The organism is Moorena sp. SIO3I6 (genome assembly GCF_010672095.1).
Genome location: NZ_JAAHHU010000009.1, coordinates 107,472 through 123,223 on the forward strand (window position 1 = coordinate 107,472; position 15,752 = coordinate 123,223).

General features: G+C 43.7%; 11 protein-coding genes. 5 read left to right on the top strand and 6 right to left on the bottom strand.

What is annotated here, in order from left to right:
- Nucleotides 1-165: 165 nt before the first annotated feature.
- Together F6K49_RS05780 and F6K49_RS05785 are read left to right on the top strand one after the other, a co-directional pair.
- Complete coding sequence (locus F6K49_RS05780; protein WP_293094923.1) at nt 166-2,553, top strand: heavy metal translocating P-type ATPase; 2,388 nt, start codon at nt 166-168, stop codon at nt 2,551-2,553.
- Nucleotides 2,554-2,833: 280 nt separating this feature from the next.
- Nucleotides 2,834-3,274: an FHA domain-containing protein gene (locus tag F6K49_RS05785; protein ID WP_293022406.1), complete on the top strand. Its 441-nt coding sequence runs from the start codon at nt 2,834-2,836 to the stop codon at nt 3,272-3,274.
- Between the two features lie 82 nt (nt 3,275-3,356).
- On the opposite strand, the gene F6K49_RS05790 is transcribed toward F6K49_RS05785, so the two are convergent.
- Nucleotides 3,357-6,020, bottom strand: a complete 2,664-nt coding sequence (locus tag F6K49_RS05790) for an AAA-like domain-containing protein (RefSeq protein ID WP_293094925.1) — start codon at nt 6,018-6,020, stop codon at nt 3,357-3,359.
- Nucleotides 5,969-7,264: an AAA-like domain-containing protein gene (locus F6K49_RS05795; RefSeq protein ID WP_293094927.1), complete on the bottom strand. Its 1,296-nt coding sequence runs from the start codon at nt 7,262-7,264 to the stop codon at nt 5,969-5,971. The genes F6K49_RS05790 and F6K49_RS05795 overlap by 52 nt, the downstream gene beginning before the upstream one ends.
- Nucleotides 7,265-7,459: 195 nt before the next feature.
- Here F6K49_RS05795 and F6K49_RS05800 point away from each other — a divergent pair, with 195 nt between their 5' ends.
- Complete coding sequence (locus F6K49_RS05800) at nt 7,460-7,615, top strand: hypothetical protein (protein ID WP_293022410.1); 156 nt, start codon at nt 7,460-7,462, stop codon at nt 7,613-7,615.
- Between the two features lie 215 nt (nt 7,616-7,830).
- On the opposite strand, the gene F6K49_RS05805 is transcribed toward F6K49_RS05800, so the two are convergent.
- The 4 genes from F6K49_RS05805 to F6K49_RS05820 all read right to left on the bottom strand — a co-directional run bounded on the left by F6K49_RS05805 (nt 7,831) and on the right by F6K49_RS05820 (nt 13,576).
- Nucleotides 7,831-9,132: a tetratricopeptide repeat protein gene (locus tag F6K49_RS05805; RefSeq protein WP_293094929.1), complete on the bottom strand. Its 1,302-nt coding sequence runs from the start codon at nt 9,130-9,132 to the stop codon at nt 7,831-7,833.
- Nucleotides 9,133-9,850: 718 nt separating this feature from the next.
- The gene (locus tag F6K49_RS05810) at nt 9,851-10,942 is read right to left on the bottom strand and encodes a hypothetical protein (protein WP_293022416.1); all 1,092 of its coding nucleotides are present in this window, start codon (nt 10,940-10,942) and stop codon (nt 9,851-9,853) included.
- A 747-nt stretch (nt 10,943-11,689) separates the two neighbouring features.
- On the bottom strand, nt 11,690-12,475 hold the full coding sequence (locus F6K49_RS05815) for an HAD family hydrolase (protein ID WP_293022418.1): 786 nt from the start codon (nt 12,473-12,475) through the stop codon (nt 11,690-11,692).
- 255 nt (nt 12,476-12,730) lie between these two features.
- The gene (locus tag F6K49_RS05820; protein WP_293022420.1) at nt 12,731-13,576 is read right to left on the bottom strand and encodes a pentapeptide repeat-containing protein; all 846 of its coding nucleotides are present in this window, start codon (nt 13,574-13,576) and stop codon (nt 12,731-12,733) included.
- Between the two features lie 373 nt (nt 13,577-13,949).
- Between F6K49_RS05820 and F6K49_RS05825 the strand changes: the two genes are divergently transcribed.
- On the top strand, nt 13,950-14,321 hold the full coding sequence (locus F6K49_RS05825; RefSeq protein ID WP_293094931.1) for a hypothetical protein: 372 nt from the start codon (nt 13,950-13,952) through the stop codon (nt 14,319-14,321).
- A gap of 68 nt (nt 14,322-14,389) precedes the next feature.
- The gene (locus F6K49_RS05830) at nt 14,390-15,601 is read left to right on the top strand and encodes a site-2 protease family protein (RefSeq protein WP_293094933.1); all 1,212 of its coding nucleotides are present in this window, start codon (nt 14,390-14,392) and stop codon (nt 15,599-15,601) included.
- Nucleotides 15,602-15,752 lie beyond the last annotated feature (151 nt).

Sequence of the window (15,752 nt, forward strand, 5' to 3'; positions counted from 1 at the left end):
TGATTGACATCAACAATTAGATAATGATAACCATTAAAAACATTAACTGTAGGCTAGTTGAGCAGCTGTTAGCCTAAGCTAGAAATAAGAGGCATGTGTTGCTCTTAATCCTCAAGGGGTTGCCACTATCTACTGAAGCTGTTCACCAAATCTATGCCAAAATCTATGCCAACTTCCCCTAAGACTACCTTAACTCAACCAGCTTTGCCTGTAGAAACTATCACATTAGATGTAACTGGCATGAAATGTGCTGGTTGTGTTGGTGTAGTGGAACGGCAACTGAGCAGTAACCCTGGGGTATCGAAAGCCTGTGTCAATCTGGTAACTGGGGTAGCTGTGGTAGAGTATCAAGCTGGTGAGGTAGAACCAACTGTCCTAGCTGAGCTGCTTACATCAAAAGGGTTTCCTAGTCAACCCCGTTTACCTGAAACTGAAAAGGGAACTAAGAGCCAGGATAGGTTAACACCAGCCCAGAGACATCAGCAAGAAGCTAGAGCATACCGCCAACAACTAGCGATTGCTGCTGTCCTGATTGTCTTCTCTACATTAGGACATATCGGTCATTGGTTCCATGGACCAATGCTGCCAGTATTGAGTACTTTGTGGTTCCATTGGGGACTGGCAACTATAGCGCTACTATTACCGGGACGCTCTATCATAGTCGAGGGTGGGCGCGGTTTGTGGCACGGTGCTCCCAATATGAATACGTTGATCGGACTGGGGGCGGTGACGGCTTACACCACTAGCTGTGTGGCATTACTATTCCCTAACCTAGGATGGGAATGTTTCTTTGATGAGCCAGTGATGTTGCTGGGTTTTATTCTTTTAGGTCGGACCTTAGAGCAAGGGGCAAGATATCAAGCTACTGCTGACTTTGAGTCTTTGCTATCCCTACAGCCTCAGGTAGCCCGGTTGATTGGAACATTAGACAGTAAAGAAGGTGATCAAGGGGGTATCGAAATTCCTGTGGAGCAAGTCCGGGTGGGAGAATGGTTAAGGATATTACCTGGGGAAAAAGTTCCTGTCGATGGGGAAGTGATTACTGGACTCTCATCGATTGATGAGTCAATGCTAACGGGGGAATCTCTACCAGTATTGAAGCAAGCAGGGGACATGGTTACTGGTGGTACGTTGAATCAATCGGGAGTGCTGGTGCTAAAGGCAACCCGTACTGGTAAAGAAACTACTCTGGCACAAATTGTAGCACTAGTGGAGGAAGCGCAAACTCGGAAAGCGCCAGTACAGCAGTTAGCGGATTTGGTAGCAGGGTATTTTACCTATGGGGTGATGGCGATCGCATTTTTAACGTTCCTATTTTGGTACGTGGCTGGGACTAAAATCTGGCCGGAGGTCTGGTCAACCATGGCGGCTTCTCCATTACTGTTGAGTTTGAAATTAGCGATCGCAGTTTTAGTGATTGCTTGTCCCTGTGCCTTGGGTCTAGCCACACCTACCGCCATTCTAGTCGGTACTAGCCTGGGGGCAAAGCGGGGCTTATTAATCAAAGGCGGTGACATTTTAGAACAGGTGCATCGGCTGGATACTGTGGTTTTTGACAAAACCGGTACCCTAACTCAGGGTCAAGCTACAGTTACCGATTGCCTGCTGATTCAACCTGACACCGGGAATGACCAACAGAGCGCTATTGCTACGAAAACCATTGCTCTATCTTCTGCTAGCCAATTGCTGCAACTGGCAGCAGCAGCAGAAAGTGGCACATCCCATCCCTTAGGTAGGGCAATTGTTACCGAAGCTCAACAGCAACAGTTACCGATGTTAGGGGCTCAAGATTTTTACACAGAACCAGGATTGGGAGTATCAGCTTTAGTAGAAAACCAACGGGTAGTGCTTGGCAGTGCAGACTGGTTGAGTAAGCAGGGTATTACGATTAGTGATACTGCTCAAGGTGAAGTCAAGGCTTTGGCAGATGGGGGTAAAACAGTAGTTTATGTAGCCGTTGATGGGCTACTAGCTGGATTAATTGGTGTGAATGATCTTCCGAGAGTCGAGGCTAAAGAAACAGTAGAACACCTCAAAGACCTGGGATTGCAGGTGATGATGCTAACTGGTGACAGACCGGAAGTGGCGGCTGCTGTGGCCAAAACTTTGTCAATAGAGCCAGAAGATGTTATCGCTGGGGTGCTTCCCGATGGCAAAGCTAATGCGATCGCAAACCTCCAAGACCAGGGACACTGTGTCGCTATGGTGGGAGATGGCATCAATGACAGTCCAGCTCTAGCACAAGCTGATGTTGGGATTGCCTTGCATGGGGGAACCGATGTGGCAGCGGAAACAGCAGGAATTATTCTGATCAGAAATAACTTGCTCGATGTGGTCAAGTCCATAGACCTATCACGAGCCACCTTCAACAAAATCCGCCAGAATCTGTTTTGGGCATTCGGTTACAATATATTGGGTATTCCCATAGCGGCTGGTGGGCTACTACCAGGATTTGGGATAGTACTTTCTCCTGCTGCTGCTGGTGCCTTCATGGCTTTCAGCTCAGTTAGTGTTGTCACAAACTCTCTGCTGCTAACCCGTTTGCGGAATTAGTTCAAGTTCGCTTGAATACCTAGAATAGACCATCAGAGCAGCAAGGTTTCAGAAGGCTACAGTATCCTGGGTGGTCGGAAGCCACGGCCATAGGGTAAGCTTGGCGTCTGGTAGTTTACTATTATTGATTCAAGGAATAATCAGGTAATGCTGAGCACTCAGGAGATTTTTCTAGGTAAATCAGTCCTTAAGTCAGTCGCAAGCTGGTTGAGACCTGTGCCAATGTAAGTAAATAAGAGTATTGTTCTCAACCAATTACCCTTTTGATCACGAGCGATTCATGGCTACACAATCCGACCACAACCATTTATTGATTATTGAGGATGACAAGGGAAGCAAGCAGATTCCTTTGGAAGATGAGGTATATTCTATCGGTAGAGATCCAGAGTCTGATATCCGCCTGTTTTCAAAGTTTGTGTCTCGCCGACATGCGACCTTAGTAAGGCGTAGACGTTCTGATGGTAGTCCCTACTACCGAATTTTTGATGGTAACCTCAAAGGGAAGGCTAGTTCCAATGGCATTTTAATCAATGGTCGTAAGCTTCAAGCCCATGATCTCGAAGATGAAGATGAGGTAATTTTCGCACCTAAGGTCAGTGCTAAATATTATCTACTGAAGCGAGAGAATACCCCAACTGATCCAGTAGATCAAATGGATGAGTATGATATTACCCTAATTAATCCCGGTATGATTGATGATTCGGAAGAATGGGATAATTAGTAAGTAAATGACCGCCAAGTTAACCTTAAAATTTATAATTTTAAGGTTATAGTTTGAGCGGTTAGCTACAGGATGTTAAAGTTTACCAGTCGCAACGGGAGAATAGATCACTAAGAAAATACTTGCGCCAACGAGTCACTGGGTCTCTTCCCTGGAAAGTCACAGTACGATTGTCCTTGGTGTTCCACGGTGCCAAGGGTAAGTGACCTTCCTCCGCTTTGTTTTTGTTGAAAATTTCTGCATACCAGTTTACTTTTTCCCACCACTCGTACCATGTTTCATCTAATAATTCATCATACTCTCCCTTGGGTAAACCACGCTCAGCAATAATTTTGTCCAAGATCTGCTTTTGTACACTGAAGCCAAACTTTCCATCTGAGTGTTTGACCCAAAGGGTGTTAAGAGTACGTAGCTTTTGGCAGGAACATTGTTCAATATGTTTGAGATCGAGCCAACCTTCTTTTTCTCGATCAGCGATGTAAAGCATGATACGAACATTTTTTAGGTCAGCATCTTTCCAGTTTCCCGACTTCATAAAGAAGTGAAGTTCAGCTAGGAAGTGATTGAAAAGAGAGTCTTTGACCATTTGATAGTCTTGACCGTTTTCAGATAGTAACTCAATGTATTCCCGATGCAAATTTTCTACGGCATTCGTTGAGAGTATTGACTGTTGTTGAGGAAGAAAGCTAGGTATAGGAATTTCTGTATCGAGATCAACGTTCGGAAACTTTTGCCAAGCAGTATCAAGTATATCAAAGGCTTCCTTGTAAGCTTTTAAGGCTTCCTCTATCTTCCCTTCTGTTCTCAACAAGCTCCCTTCTACTCTTTTGACATGAACCTGAATTGCCCATTCTTCGGGGACATCTGGTTTAGGTTGTGAGGGTAATAGATTTTTTTCCTTTATCTGTTTAATCCTTTGCCTAGCCTCATTCCGCCATTCGGTTGCTTTACTATCCTGTTCAAATTCTTGATACTTCTGACTAAGTTGCTGATTTGCTAAAGAAATCGAAGCTAACAGCATGGCTTGCTTGATATTGCGCTTGTCTTCTCGGATTAGTGTAGACTTACTGACTTGAACCCATGCCTCTTGTGCTTCAGAAGACAGCCCCTTGTTTTGGAGTTCTGCAGCAAGTTCAGAGAGGCGATTAATGGTTTCGATATCTTCTTTGATTATTTTATGAGCAGCTTTAGCTTCCGCTAGCATGATCATTTCCTTTACTGCCACTACTCCTGAAAAAATTGCTCCCAACACAGCTATACTTAGCACCACAGCGCCGATCTGAATCCGCTGTTGAGCCTTCCGATTCGCCTCAGTTAGTACCTGATTTCTCTTCTGGGTCGCTTCCCTATCCTTCCTCTCTCTGTCTAATTCTGCTTCCAGCTTTTCTTGAGCGATTTGCTCCTCAATCCCCTTCTTTTCACTAGCCGCCAAAAACTGTTGATCTAAATAACTTAAATTCTTTCTTTTCGCCCAAGCCTGAGCATCCTTGAGAGCCTTCCCCCGCAACAACAGCGACTCATCCTGACATCCCGACGCCACCCAAGCCCTAAACCCTTCCGAATAGGGACGTAATGCAGCTAATTCTTGTTCAATCCAGTCTTGATTAAAGACTTGATGGTAGATACGGTTATAGACTTTAAGAACTGGAAAAGCTCCAACTCTCTGCTTCACCACTAATCCAGATAACTGTAACTTACCTTCCTCAAAACTGTTATTGGCAACAACTTCCCCCTGCTGCCACACTTGCTGATACAATTCCAACAAGTAGGCAGACCGTTGCTCATTACTCAAGATGCGGTCGCGTATGGTCTTCAAATGTTCTGGCTCATCGGTAGCTTCCCAGTTCGAGATGATATGCGATCGCACCAATTTCTCAATCGATTCCTTCTCCCCTTTTTTTAAGGGATCGAAAACCGAGGCAGAACTAACCACCAACTGACACAGCTTTTGGGTAAGAAAGGGCTGTCCTCCTGTCCAGTCTAATATTTCCTCGATAACAGCCTGGGGGTTGCTGACCTGTCCCGCCAATCCCCTAACTAACGGCTCAACTTCATGGGGTTGAAAGCCATGTAATTCCAGAGCCCGTCCGATATTAAACGGGGTTCGGTCTTTATCTTCAATTAAATCCCCCGGTGTCGCCACCCCTAAAAGCACAAAACTAAGGCGATTATAGGCAGAATTTTCCGACCGTTTGTTGTAACAGGCTCGAACTAGGGCAAAGAAGTCATCTTTGAAGCTTAATTGCAGAACGCTATCGATTTCATCAATAAAAATAACAATTGGTTGAGCAATATATTCAAACAATACCTCTTTGATAAACTTACGAAAGCACTGCACCGGAGAAATCTTTTGGTGCTGTTGAAGCCAATGGTATTCATCAAACCTGTCGTAGAGTTCTAACTCAGACACCAACCCACTAATCAAACCGCCATACCATTCCCGTGGGGGAATCTGTTGCGACCCCAGCATGGTAATATCAATAGAAGCACAAACAATGTCTTCTTGTTGCAACCGTTTTATGGTTTGAACTTTCAGGGAAGACTTTCCCATCTGACGGGAATTTAAGACATAACAAAATTCCCCTGCTTTTAGGTATTGATACAACTCTTCATCGGCCTGACGCTTGACATAACTGCTAGCATTAAGGGGTAATGCGCCGCCTACTTGATAGATTTGCATAGTCTGGGTTCCCATCATGGGGTCTCCTGGAATCGCGCTTGAAAATACTCCCGATACAACTGACAACGGAGAGTTACCTGATGTGCTTGTAAATTCACTAATCCCATACTGTGTAGTTTGTAAGCCGATCGGGATTCTAAGGGAATCGGACAACTGGCCTCAATCACATCTTTAAAAGCATCAGCCAAAGCTTGGTGTTGCTGTAGCATCTGCCATAGGTGTCGTAGATGATTGCGATAAATCCCTGCTTCGGTGGCAGCATTGTTTAATACTTTCTCGAGGGAACCAATACCATTAAATTTGAGATGGTTAAAGCATTCGCCAATTAAATAGGGATGTCCACCTACTAACCCCTGCAATTGCTCAACCTCAGATGCTGTACAATCAAGTTGGTATTGTTGGGCTAATTGAAGAATTTGCTCTTGGGTCAATTCCGGTAACTCAATCGGAACACCAACATTAAACGGAGATTCGTTAAGGTTCAGGGGAATATAAACTTCTGTGGAATGAACCACCACTAATCGGAGCCGTTCTAAACGTTTACCCATCTTGGCTTTCTCATGCCAAGCCCTTAGCATTCCTAAAAAGTCCGATGCCACATCTCGATGAGGAAAAACTCGGTCAACCTCATCCAAACATAAGACCACTGGCCTGTTAACTTGCCTTAGCAAATACCGTTCAAAGTAGTTGGTACAAGCCATTTTACTGGTCGATAATCCTTCGTACCAATAATCAGCTAATCGATTAGCTAATCCTAAACTTTCACTGACACAGAAGCTAAACCACTTGAGTAATAAATTAAGATTCCCAAGGTCAGCGTGGTTAGCCAGGTGCAGGTTAATATAAACAGTTTGATAGCCCTGCTGGGCAACCAACTTTTTCAGCACTCTAGCTATCAGTAAGGTCTTCCCCATTAGACTTGGTGCTTTAATTCTCACCAAGGCACCTGGACGTAAAAGTGTTTGATAACAAATGCTTTCAATAGGAGGACGTTCAACATAATAGTCAACGTCAGGGATAGCTTCGTCCTGATCTAAATCCGGTTTCCATGGATCTGGATTAACATTGCTATTGCTTGGTGCGCTTTCTTGATCTAGAAAAGCGATCGCTTTCCAGTCTTGCCCCAATTTTTCACTAATTTCTTGAAAATTCAGGTTATCGACAGGTCGGCCATTGAGATAATTATTGAGGGTTGATAGAGATATCTCCAATTCCTCAGCTAAGTCTTTCTGGCGAGGATAACCGTTGCGCTTAAGAGCTAATTTCACCTGGTCAATAGACTCGGGATGAACTCTGAGTGAGCGAGACATAGTTGTCGGTTCGATGAACTACTCAAACTATAACTATCTTTTATAGTCACTCAGCCCAACTCAGGTACAACTCAGGTACAAGTCGGCAATCAACTATAAGTTGGCCATAAGTCACCTGATCTCAATAGCTTTCAAGGTCTCAACTGCTTTAGCCCCAGGGTTTGATGAAATTGTAGTTCACCTGAAACAATTTTCATGAACAATCTCGAAAGCTTCCAAACCCTTCTGGAAATTGTGTTACTAGTTCTAACCCTCTCTACTGAATCTCCATTGTTAGGTATTGTTGCTGCTATTTGTGCATTGTTGTATTTGTTAATCGACTCTGATGATTCAGATAACGGTGAGGAGTGAGGCGGTTGTCTAGCTCCGGAGATGGGAAGATAGGGAGATAGGGAAATGGGGAGATACGGAAATGAAATTGATCTGTAGTCGTAGTTTACAGCATTGGTATAAGTATACCAATTTAATCGATAACTACTTCATCAAAAGTTCCCGATTCCCGATTCCCGATTCCCGATTCCCTGTACTATAGTCGTTAGTTTAACAACTATCAACCTAGAATCATACTACAAATTTTGCCGATTGACTAACTGAATTTTATTGACAAAATAAGCTTCTCGATGCTGTAATGACTCAGCTAAGTCTAGCCCCTTTTGAAATGCTGCTAAGGCTTGAGGATAGTTGTTCATATCCAGATAAACTTGACCAATGTTGTCGTAAGTATTCATCAAGCCATAATAATTATAGGACTTTTGCTCAACTTGAAGCAAAACCTCATAAACTTGCAAGGCAAACTCTGGCTGCTTAGAGGTAAGGTACAGTTCTGCTAGAGGTTGTAGTGCTTCGCTAGCATGGGCAAACTGCTGTAGAGACCAGGCTAAGGAATAGGCTTCTTGATAGGTTTGACTAGCTTTTTCTGGTTGATTGAGGCTGTTGTAATCAGATGCGATCGCAATTTTCAGGGCTGGAATCTGGGTATCATTGCCTTGATTGAGGTAAATGTCCACTAATTGCTGCTTTTTGGGCAATGCCTGGTCTGGTTGTTGGTCTTGGTCGTAGATATAAGCTAGCTCTTGTAAATAAGCCACTTGTTCTTGTTCATTTATGCGTTCGCGAAGCGGTTCCATTCGCGTAGCGTGGCCCAAAGGCCAAGGAACATCGCGTTGATTCTGAGCTTGATTCTGAGCTTGAGCCAGTAATTCCTCATAGGTTTCTGCTGCTTTGGGATAATCAAACCAAGCCATGTGCAATTGACCCATGGTCTTCAAGGTAGCCTCAACCGCTGCCATATCTTCCTGGTTGCGAGCATCAGCGAGAATTTGCTCATAAACTGTCAAGGCTTGTCCTGGCACTCGGATCTGTTCATAAGCCTTACCCAAAGCTTTTAAGAGTGGCAGATTGATCGAGTCTTCTGCTTTATTTTCCTGCTGAATCTCTTCCAAGCGTGCCGTAATTAGTTGCACTGACTGCTTATTGTTTTCATTCCAGGCAACTCCTCCTACTCTGCCCAAAGTTTGCACTTCTGCCACTGGATCCCCTAGCACTCGCCGCAGTCGGATTTCCCGATACCAGATCTCAAAGGCTTTGGATTGATTACCAGCTTTGAATTCAGCTTGAGCTTCAGCATTTAGTTCATCCAAAGCTTGCTTGAGTCTAGAACGTTCGGAGGGGTTGAGAGGTTCGTCTGGGGATAACGAAGGCAGGAGGGGATCAGGAGCAGTCAGTTCCAATGGATTGGGATTATCATTATCACTTGATTGGGACAAGGTCACACTAGCAAAACATAACGGGAGTATAGCAGCGGATAATGCTATAATTGCCCAGTTGCTTAGTTTGAGTCTGAGAGGATGTAAGCGCAAGGTAGCCATAAGGAAACTAAAGAAGGTTACTACCAGTTAGGCTAGCGATTTTAGGTTCAAATTGACCAAAAAGATGGGTTTCAAGCCCCGTCCTTCGTTGGCCTTTGGCCACGCTACGCGAACGACGGCTTTTAATTAATTTGCTATACTAAAGGAGTAGCCTAGCACAGACAGGATTCGTCGGTACTGTCATTAAGCCCACGACGTAAAGCGATGCTAGTACATGAGGCGCGAAAAACCTCATTAAAAACGTATGGATCCTAGCGGATACCAAAAACCAGTAAAGCAAACCTTAGAAAATGAAAGTACCGTGGGGCACACGGGAACTGAGGAAACTCAACGCTTAGGGAGATAAGCCCACTGGCATTAGTTAAATTAGGCTAAAGACTTGGTTTTTAAACGGGTATTCGGCTTAAGTATTGCCTTTGACGGATAGCTAATTTTAAGGCATGTCGAGGAACTAAGAATCCCCGTCCATAAGCGGGCGGGGAGTGTCAAATCTGGCCATATTCTGCGGTAAGCCACCTGATCCGCCTGGGGAGTTATACCAATTCTTAGGGCTGAGACACCTACACATCAATTTCATCTGACCATCTCCCCATCTGGCCATCTGCATCTGTAGTCCTACTTTGAAGAATTGGTATTATTTATGCCCGCCTGCACTAGTCCGACCGCTTCCGGGACGAAGTTTGTTCCTGCCACTAAGATTTAGGACTGCTAGATGATATCATAACGCCTTCTGCTCCAGGTCAGAGAATAACTCCAGCAGTCCTTGAGTATAAGGAAGCAACAGGTACATCTGATCTGACTCTATACGAGCGTTTAGTTCATCCACCAGCAACTGCAACATTTTTTCCGCCAGCTTCCAACTTACGTCTACGCTAGGAAACACCAGTAAACACAACGGCAACAGTTCCTGTTCTATTGATGTCATATTCCCCTCCAAAGCACATAGCCATAGGTAACCCTGGAACATTTCTAAATCTCTGATAGTCGAAGCCTTAATTCCTGGATCGTCCAGCCCTCCCCGACGGCTAAAATGACCAGATTGCAATTCCACTGTGCGTTGGTAGACAGTCTGAGCAATATCCTGACTAGCAGGTAAGAGTTGCTCCACTAAGGCTAAGGTAGGTGAGTTAAAATCATGCAAAGCCGCTGCATTACAGATTCGTTGCCAGGGGATAGAAACTTGCTCCTCCACAAACTTAAAGTAGGGACTGAGCAAAATTTGTTCTGGCAATGTCAGCCGATTGAGTACTAATTTAGTGCTGAAGTGAAACTGTGTGGTAACAAAACCAATGGCCCGACGGTCTTTTGCTGATATATGTTGCTCCCGGATTTGCCGCAATACAGGTTCGAGAGAGGTGGCTAGCTTTTCTATAGCTGGCAACTCTAGCGCTACCATTGTCCACGGGCTAGAGAAATCTGTGAAGAAATTAATTGTCTCTCCTAGTCGTATTGCTGCCATTAAACTAGGATTCGGCGATTGCTCCTGGTAAATTTCCAGTACCTTTTGGTAAACGGAGCAAACAAATTCAGCAATTCGCTTAGCCTCGGTCAAATTAACCACATTAGGAATATACGAGAACATAGCATCTGTTTTAATTCCCGCACACTCACAGTTAATTTGGATTAAACGGTGTAACTTGGTAACTGTTTGAGTGCGCCCCTTTCTAGAAGCAACGTCTAGCAAATCATAAATCTTTAAAACATCATTATTTTTAGAGATAATTGATAAATCTGGTACATAGCGATTTGACCAAAAATTGACTAAGCGCTCAACCGATGTTTTGTTGAATCTTGAAGTGTTGATCAGCAAAGCTTTTTCCTCGGATTTCTAAAAACTACTATACTTAATTTAAAGTAAAGTAGTTTTAAATTTTGGCGTTAATATAAATAATTTTGATCAGCTTTTAAAAAAAAGCTATAGATCACTCTATTTTAATCATAAATACAAATTATTCGGTGATTTACATTACAATAAATAGGTAATAATTAAGGAATCATTAGTAATGAATACTTGGTAATGGATAATGGGTAATTTGAGTAGGTGCATCCCGTTGTCATAGAAATAAAATCGTAAGCACTCAGCCTAATCCTTAAAATAAACCTCGTTCCCCTAGGGTGCGCCGATACGCAATGCGCAAACAGGACAATTTAATAGTTCGAGATTCATGATAATTCAAAGGTAAGCATATGCTGATAGCTTACGTTTTTGTATTATTTATACACATGATAAACGTGATTCATGATAATTATGTAAATTTTTGTTAAAGTTTAAAAAAAAAAAACAACACAATGATCAGATATAGCGCTAAATGAGTCGTGAACACAAAACTAGCTGAAAGTCTTAGTTAAAGACAGTGCTTGTTTCACACATCAAATGGAAACGCTATAGGAAAATTAACAACTGATATCATGTCTGGTTACCAATCACCGGTTACCAATTACCAATTACCAATCACCAATTACCAATTACCAATTACCAATTACCAATTACCAATTACCAATTACCAATTACCCTAAATCATTCCATTAATCAGCCAAGCCGTGCAGCCCAAACCACTTATCCAGTAAAGGTTTTCAGTAGTAACAATTGTGCTAACTCGCAAAAGCCTTCAGATTCTTTAGCATAAGTCACATAAGCTGGCTTATGAGTCAAATAACTAGTGTAGTCTAAGACATTAGCCACCCCTACTGATAAAGGAAACTTGCTGGTATCAAACATAGACTCATCATTAGGACTGTCACCAACGGTGATAATCTCCTCTGGTTTGAGTTGGGGAAAGTGTCTGGTTAACACTTGTAGCAAGCCTGTTGCTTTATCTTGCTCGATTGGCTTAATATGGCACTGAACTGTACTGTAAGTGAAGCCCCAACCCTGTTGTTGACAGAGTTCTGCCAGGGTTTGTAATTGGACAAAGGCTAATCGATTAACATCAAATGTCCAATCCGTCAACCGAAAGCGGTTATCCACAGATTCTTGTAGCTGGGGAAATTGAGCTTTTAGGACTTGGAAGGTGTGATTGAGACTCTGGCGATGCTGGTTTAAATCTTCAATAGGGGTTAAGATATCTGGGATTTCACTATCTTTGGGGAAATATAGACCGCCATTTTCTGCGATCGCTCCTGTGACCGGCAGATAAGTTTTCAGAGCATTAACCCAGCCAGCGGAACGACCAGTAATCAGCAATACTTGGATTCCTGTCTTGGTCAATTCTTCTAGGGCATGGAATAAGGAGGAAGTAAATTTGCCACTCAGAGTTAGAGTGCCATCAATATCGGTAGCAATTAAACTAATACTTTCAAAGCGATTAGTCTCAAAAGCCTCAGACAGAGGTGCAAGGGACATAAAATTATAGGAACTTCCAGCTAATTATTCACCGAATGTCATACTAAACCCTGGGAGGACAGTTTGAGTGGTGAACAGTTGATTAAGTTTTAGTAAGTTTTAGCCTCATGTCAGTTTCCTATCCAACGCGATTGGCCGTAGGCCACGCGGGGCGCGTTCGCAATCGGATCGGCTGAGTAGAATTGCTCGATATCCTACTAGACTTTGGGATTCGGTCCTGATTGAGCTGATCAAAATCTGGCTTCAACTGTTCAACTATTGATGCTGACTGCCACTTGGCATGATCGCTTTGCTAAGTTTAGCTTCACGCAGGTTAGCCTGATTCAGATTAGCATCAATTAAAACAGCTTCAATCAATATTGCCTCGCTAAGATTCGACCAACACAGGTTAGCTCGGTATAAATTAGCCTTGGTGAGATTAGCACCATGGAGAATTGTCCAACTCATCCTTGCTCCTCTGAGATTCGCATCCGTTAGGATAGTGTTTCTCATGGTGCAGCCACTTGCTATGGCACCACTCAAGTCTGCTTGATTGAGATTGGCCTTAGTCAAGTTGGCTCCATTGAGTAGGGTATGGGACAAATTTGCCCCAATCAGATTCGCTTCGATCAGAATACAATTGTTGAGGGATGCTCCCTCCAAAATCGCTCCCTCCAAGAGGGCTTGGGAAAGCTTGGCTCGGTTCAAGGATGTGCTAATCAGTTTTGCGTGACTCAAGTTAGCATCCTGGAGAATTGCCTCACTCAGAATTGCTTCACTCAGATTAGCTTTACTGAGATTGACTCCAATCAGGCGGCAACTGCGTAGATTGGCATTACTCAAGTTAGCCTTGGCTAGATTTGCTTGACTGAGGTTACTAACAATGAGGTTGGCTTCACACAGGTCACTTCCCTGTAGATTAGCACCAGATAAATTCGCTTCTCGCAGATTGACACCTTTAAGAATAGCGTCCTTGAGACAACTCTGGCTGAGATTAGCACGTCGTAGGTTAGCTTGGCTCAGGTTTACTCCCGCCAGAGATACTCCCTGTAGATTAGCTTCTGGAAAGTCCCGTTCTCCAGCAGCATATCGCTTCAGTAATTCTTCCCCATCCATCATCATTCCTTTAACCTTGACAACTAATAAGCTAGGTGGTAATGCTATATGGCATCTAATATGAATTATTATTGCTAGACTATGCTACTTTTATTTGCCAAAGTGCCAGCAAAAAGCGCAATGATAGTGTAATCGTGTATTGGTCAGACAATTATGAAATATTAGGGAATAGGGAATAGGGAATAGGGAATAGGGAATTTGGACGGGGGAATCACGAGAGTGTGTTTGTGTTAACCAACAGATAAAGGTGCGATTGGTTCCGGTGTCTTCCTCCTCTTTCGGTTTCTTCTTAATCTCACCACTTACTTATCTAAATTTGCTATATAGACCAATATTATAGTATAATGGTGAGTTAACTCCTCACTAAAATTTGGTGTTCATGGCAGACTTAACTGGCACTTGGCTCGGAACTTACTGGCAAGGGGGAGTACCCACCCGGTTTGAAGCAACTCTGGTTCAAAGCAAGAATACCATCACTGGCAATATTTTGGACGACGGTTACTTAGGAGAAGCCCAGCTAAGTGGTGAGGTAATCGGACGGCGTATCCAATTTACCAAGCGATACCTCACCAGCTCATCGACTCCAATCCAGTACATTGGTACCCTGGGTGAGTCAGAAGATTTTATCCATGGGCAGTGGATAATCGATAAATATAACACCGGTCCTTGGGAAGCTCGTCGTAGTGGTAATGACCTACTTGCAGACCTAAACACTCGTCTGAGTGAGCGGATGCCTGTGGCAGTGCCATAACCCAGAACAGAGGAGTTAATTTATCCTGGATAGTACAGGTATCGAAGGTCTCAGAGAAGGAAAATGTGATGCTATCAGGTTGGCGAGTTGGCTCTCTATTCGGAATCCCACTGTTTTTAGACCCATCGTGGTTTTTCATCTTGCTATTGGTAACGATGATTAATGCACGAGAGTTCGACTCTAGCCTAGGGTCGATTTTGGCTTGGGTAGCTGGATTGGCGATGGCACTGTTGTTATTTAGTTCTGTACTTTTACATGAATTAGGTCACAGTCTAGCTGCCCTCTCCCAAGGCATCAAAGTTAATTCGATTACCCTATTTATATTCGGCGGGATTGCGTCCATTGACCGAGAATCAAAGACTCCAGCAGAAGCCTTTCAAGTAGCGATCGCAGGACCATTAGTGAGTTTCATCCTCTTTGGTCTGTTTTATGTGCTAACTCTGACATTACCCACCTCGGCTTGGGGATATACCATCGCCAATGAGATAGCTAGAATCAACCTAGTCTTGGCATTATTTAACCTAATTCCTGGTCTACCTTTAGATGGTGGACAAGTGTTGAAAGCAGCAGTCTGGAAACTAACTGGGGATCTATTTACAGGTGTCCGTTGGGCTGCCAGAACGGGTAAGGGGTTTGGGCTTGTAGCCCTATCCTTGGGATTAGGAATGACTCTGCTGACTGGTACCTTGTCATTCATTTGGCCAACTCTGATTGGCTGGTTTATTTTTCGCAATGCCAGCGCCTATGACCAGCTAACCACCATACAAGAAGTCTTACTTAAGCTTGTAGCATCTAATGCCATGACCCGTGACTTTCGGGTAGTGGAAGCCAACCAGACTTTACGTTCTTTTGCTGATGAGTATATCTTAACCGATAGGCAAAACCCAATGCCCTACTACGCTGCAGCTAATGGACGCTATCGTGGGCTAGTGAAAATTGAGGATTTACATTTTGTTGAGCGTAGTCGTTGGGACACTGAGACGTTGGAAACTATAGTGCGCCCTTTATCAGAAATTCCCACAGTGGAGGAGAAAACACCTTTGGTGGAGGTGATTAACAGCTTAGAGGAGCTTAATCTTAAGCGTATGAGCGTACTTTCTCCCGCAGGAACTGTGGCAGGTGTAATTGACCGGGGTGATATAGTCAGAGCTGTTGCTAGAAAGCTAAATTTGGCTATCCCACCGGCTGCTATCGAGCGCATCAAAGCTGAGGGGGCTTATCCTCCTGGGTTTCAGCTAGTAGAAATTGCTAAAACCCTTAATTCTCTAACAAACACCTAATACCGAGTTGCATTCAAAGAGAGTAGATAGGGAGATAGGGAGATAGGGAGATAGGGAGATAGGGAGATAGGGAGATAGGGAGATAGGGAGATAGGGAGATAGGGAGATAGGGAGATAGGGAGATAGGGAGATAGGGAGATAGGGAGATAGG

Excerpts from the sequence above, each read along its gene's own strand:
- F6K49_RS05795 (WP_293094927.1), bottom strand. The coding sequence starts at position 7,264 with ATGTCTCGCTCACTCAGAGTTCATCCCGAGTCTATTGACCAGGTGAAA.
- F6K49_RS05815 (WP_293022418.1), bottom strand. The coding sequence starts at position 12,475 with ATGTCCCTTGCACCTCTGTCTGAGGCTTTTGAGACTAATCGCTTTGAA.
- F6K49_RS05820 (WP_293022420.1), bottom strand. The coding sequence starts at position 13,576 with ATGATGATGGATGGGGAAGAATTACTGAAGCGATATGCTGCTGGAGAA.
- F6K49_RS05780 (WP_293094923.1), top strand. The coding sequence starts at position 166 with ATGCCAACTTCCCCTAAGACTACCTTAACTCAACCAGCTTTGCCTGTA.
- F6K49_RS05825 (WP_293094931.1), top strand. The coding sequence starts at position 13,950 with ATGGCAGACTTAACTGGCACTTGGCTCGGAACTTACTGGCAAGGGGGA.
- F6K49_RS05805 (WP_293094929.1), bottom strand. The coding sequence starts at position 9,132 with ATGGCTACCTTGCGCTTACATCCTCTCAGACTCAAACTAAGCAACTGG.
- F6K49_RS05800 (WP_293022410.1), top strand. The coding sequence starts at position 7,460 with ATGAACAATCTCGAAAGCTTCCAAACCCTTCTGGAAATTGTGTTACTA.
- F6K49_RS05785 (WP_293022406.1), top strand. The coding sequence starts at position 2,834 with ATGGCTACACAATCCGACCACAACCATTTATTGATTATTGAGGATGAC.
- F6K49_RS05830 (WP_293094933.1), top strand. The coding sequence starts at position 14,390 with ATGCTATCAGGTTGGCGAGTTGGCTCTCTATTCGGAATCCCACTGTTT.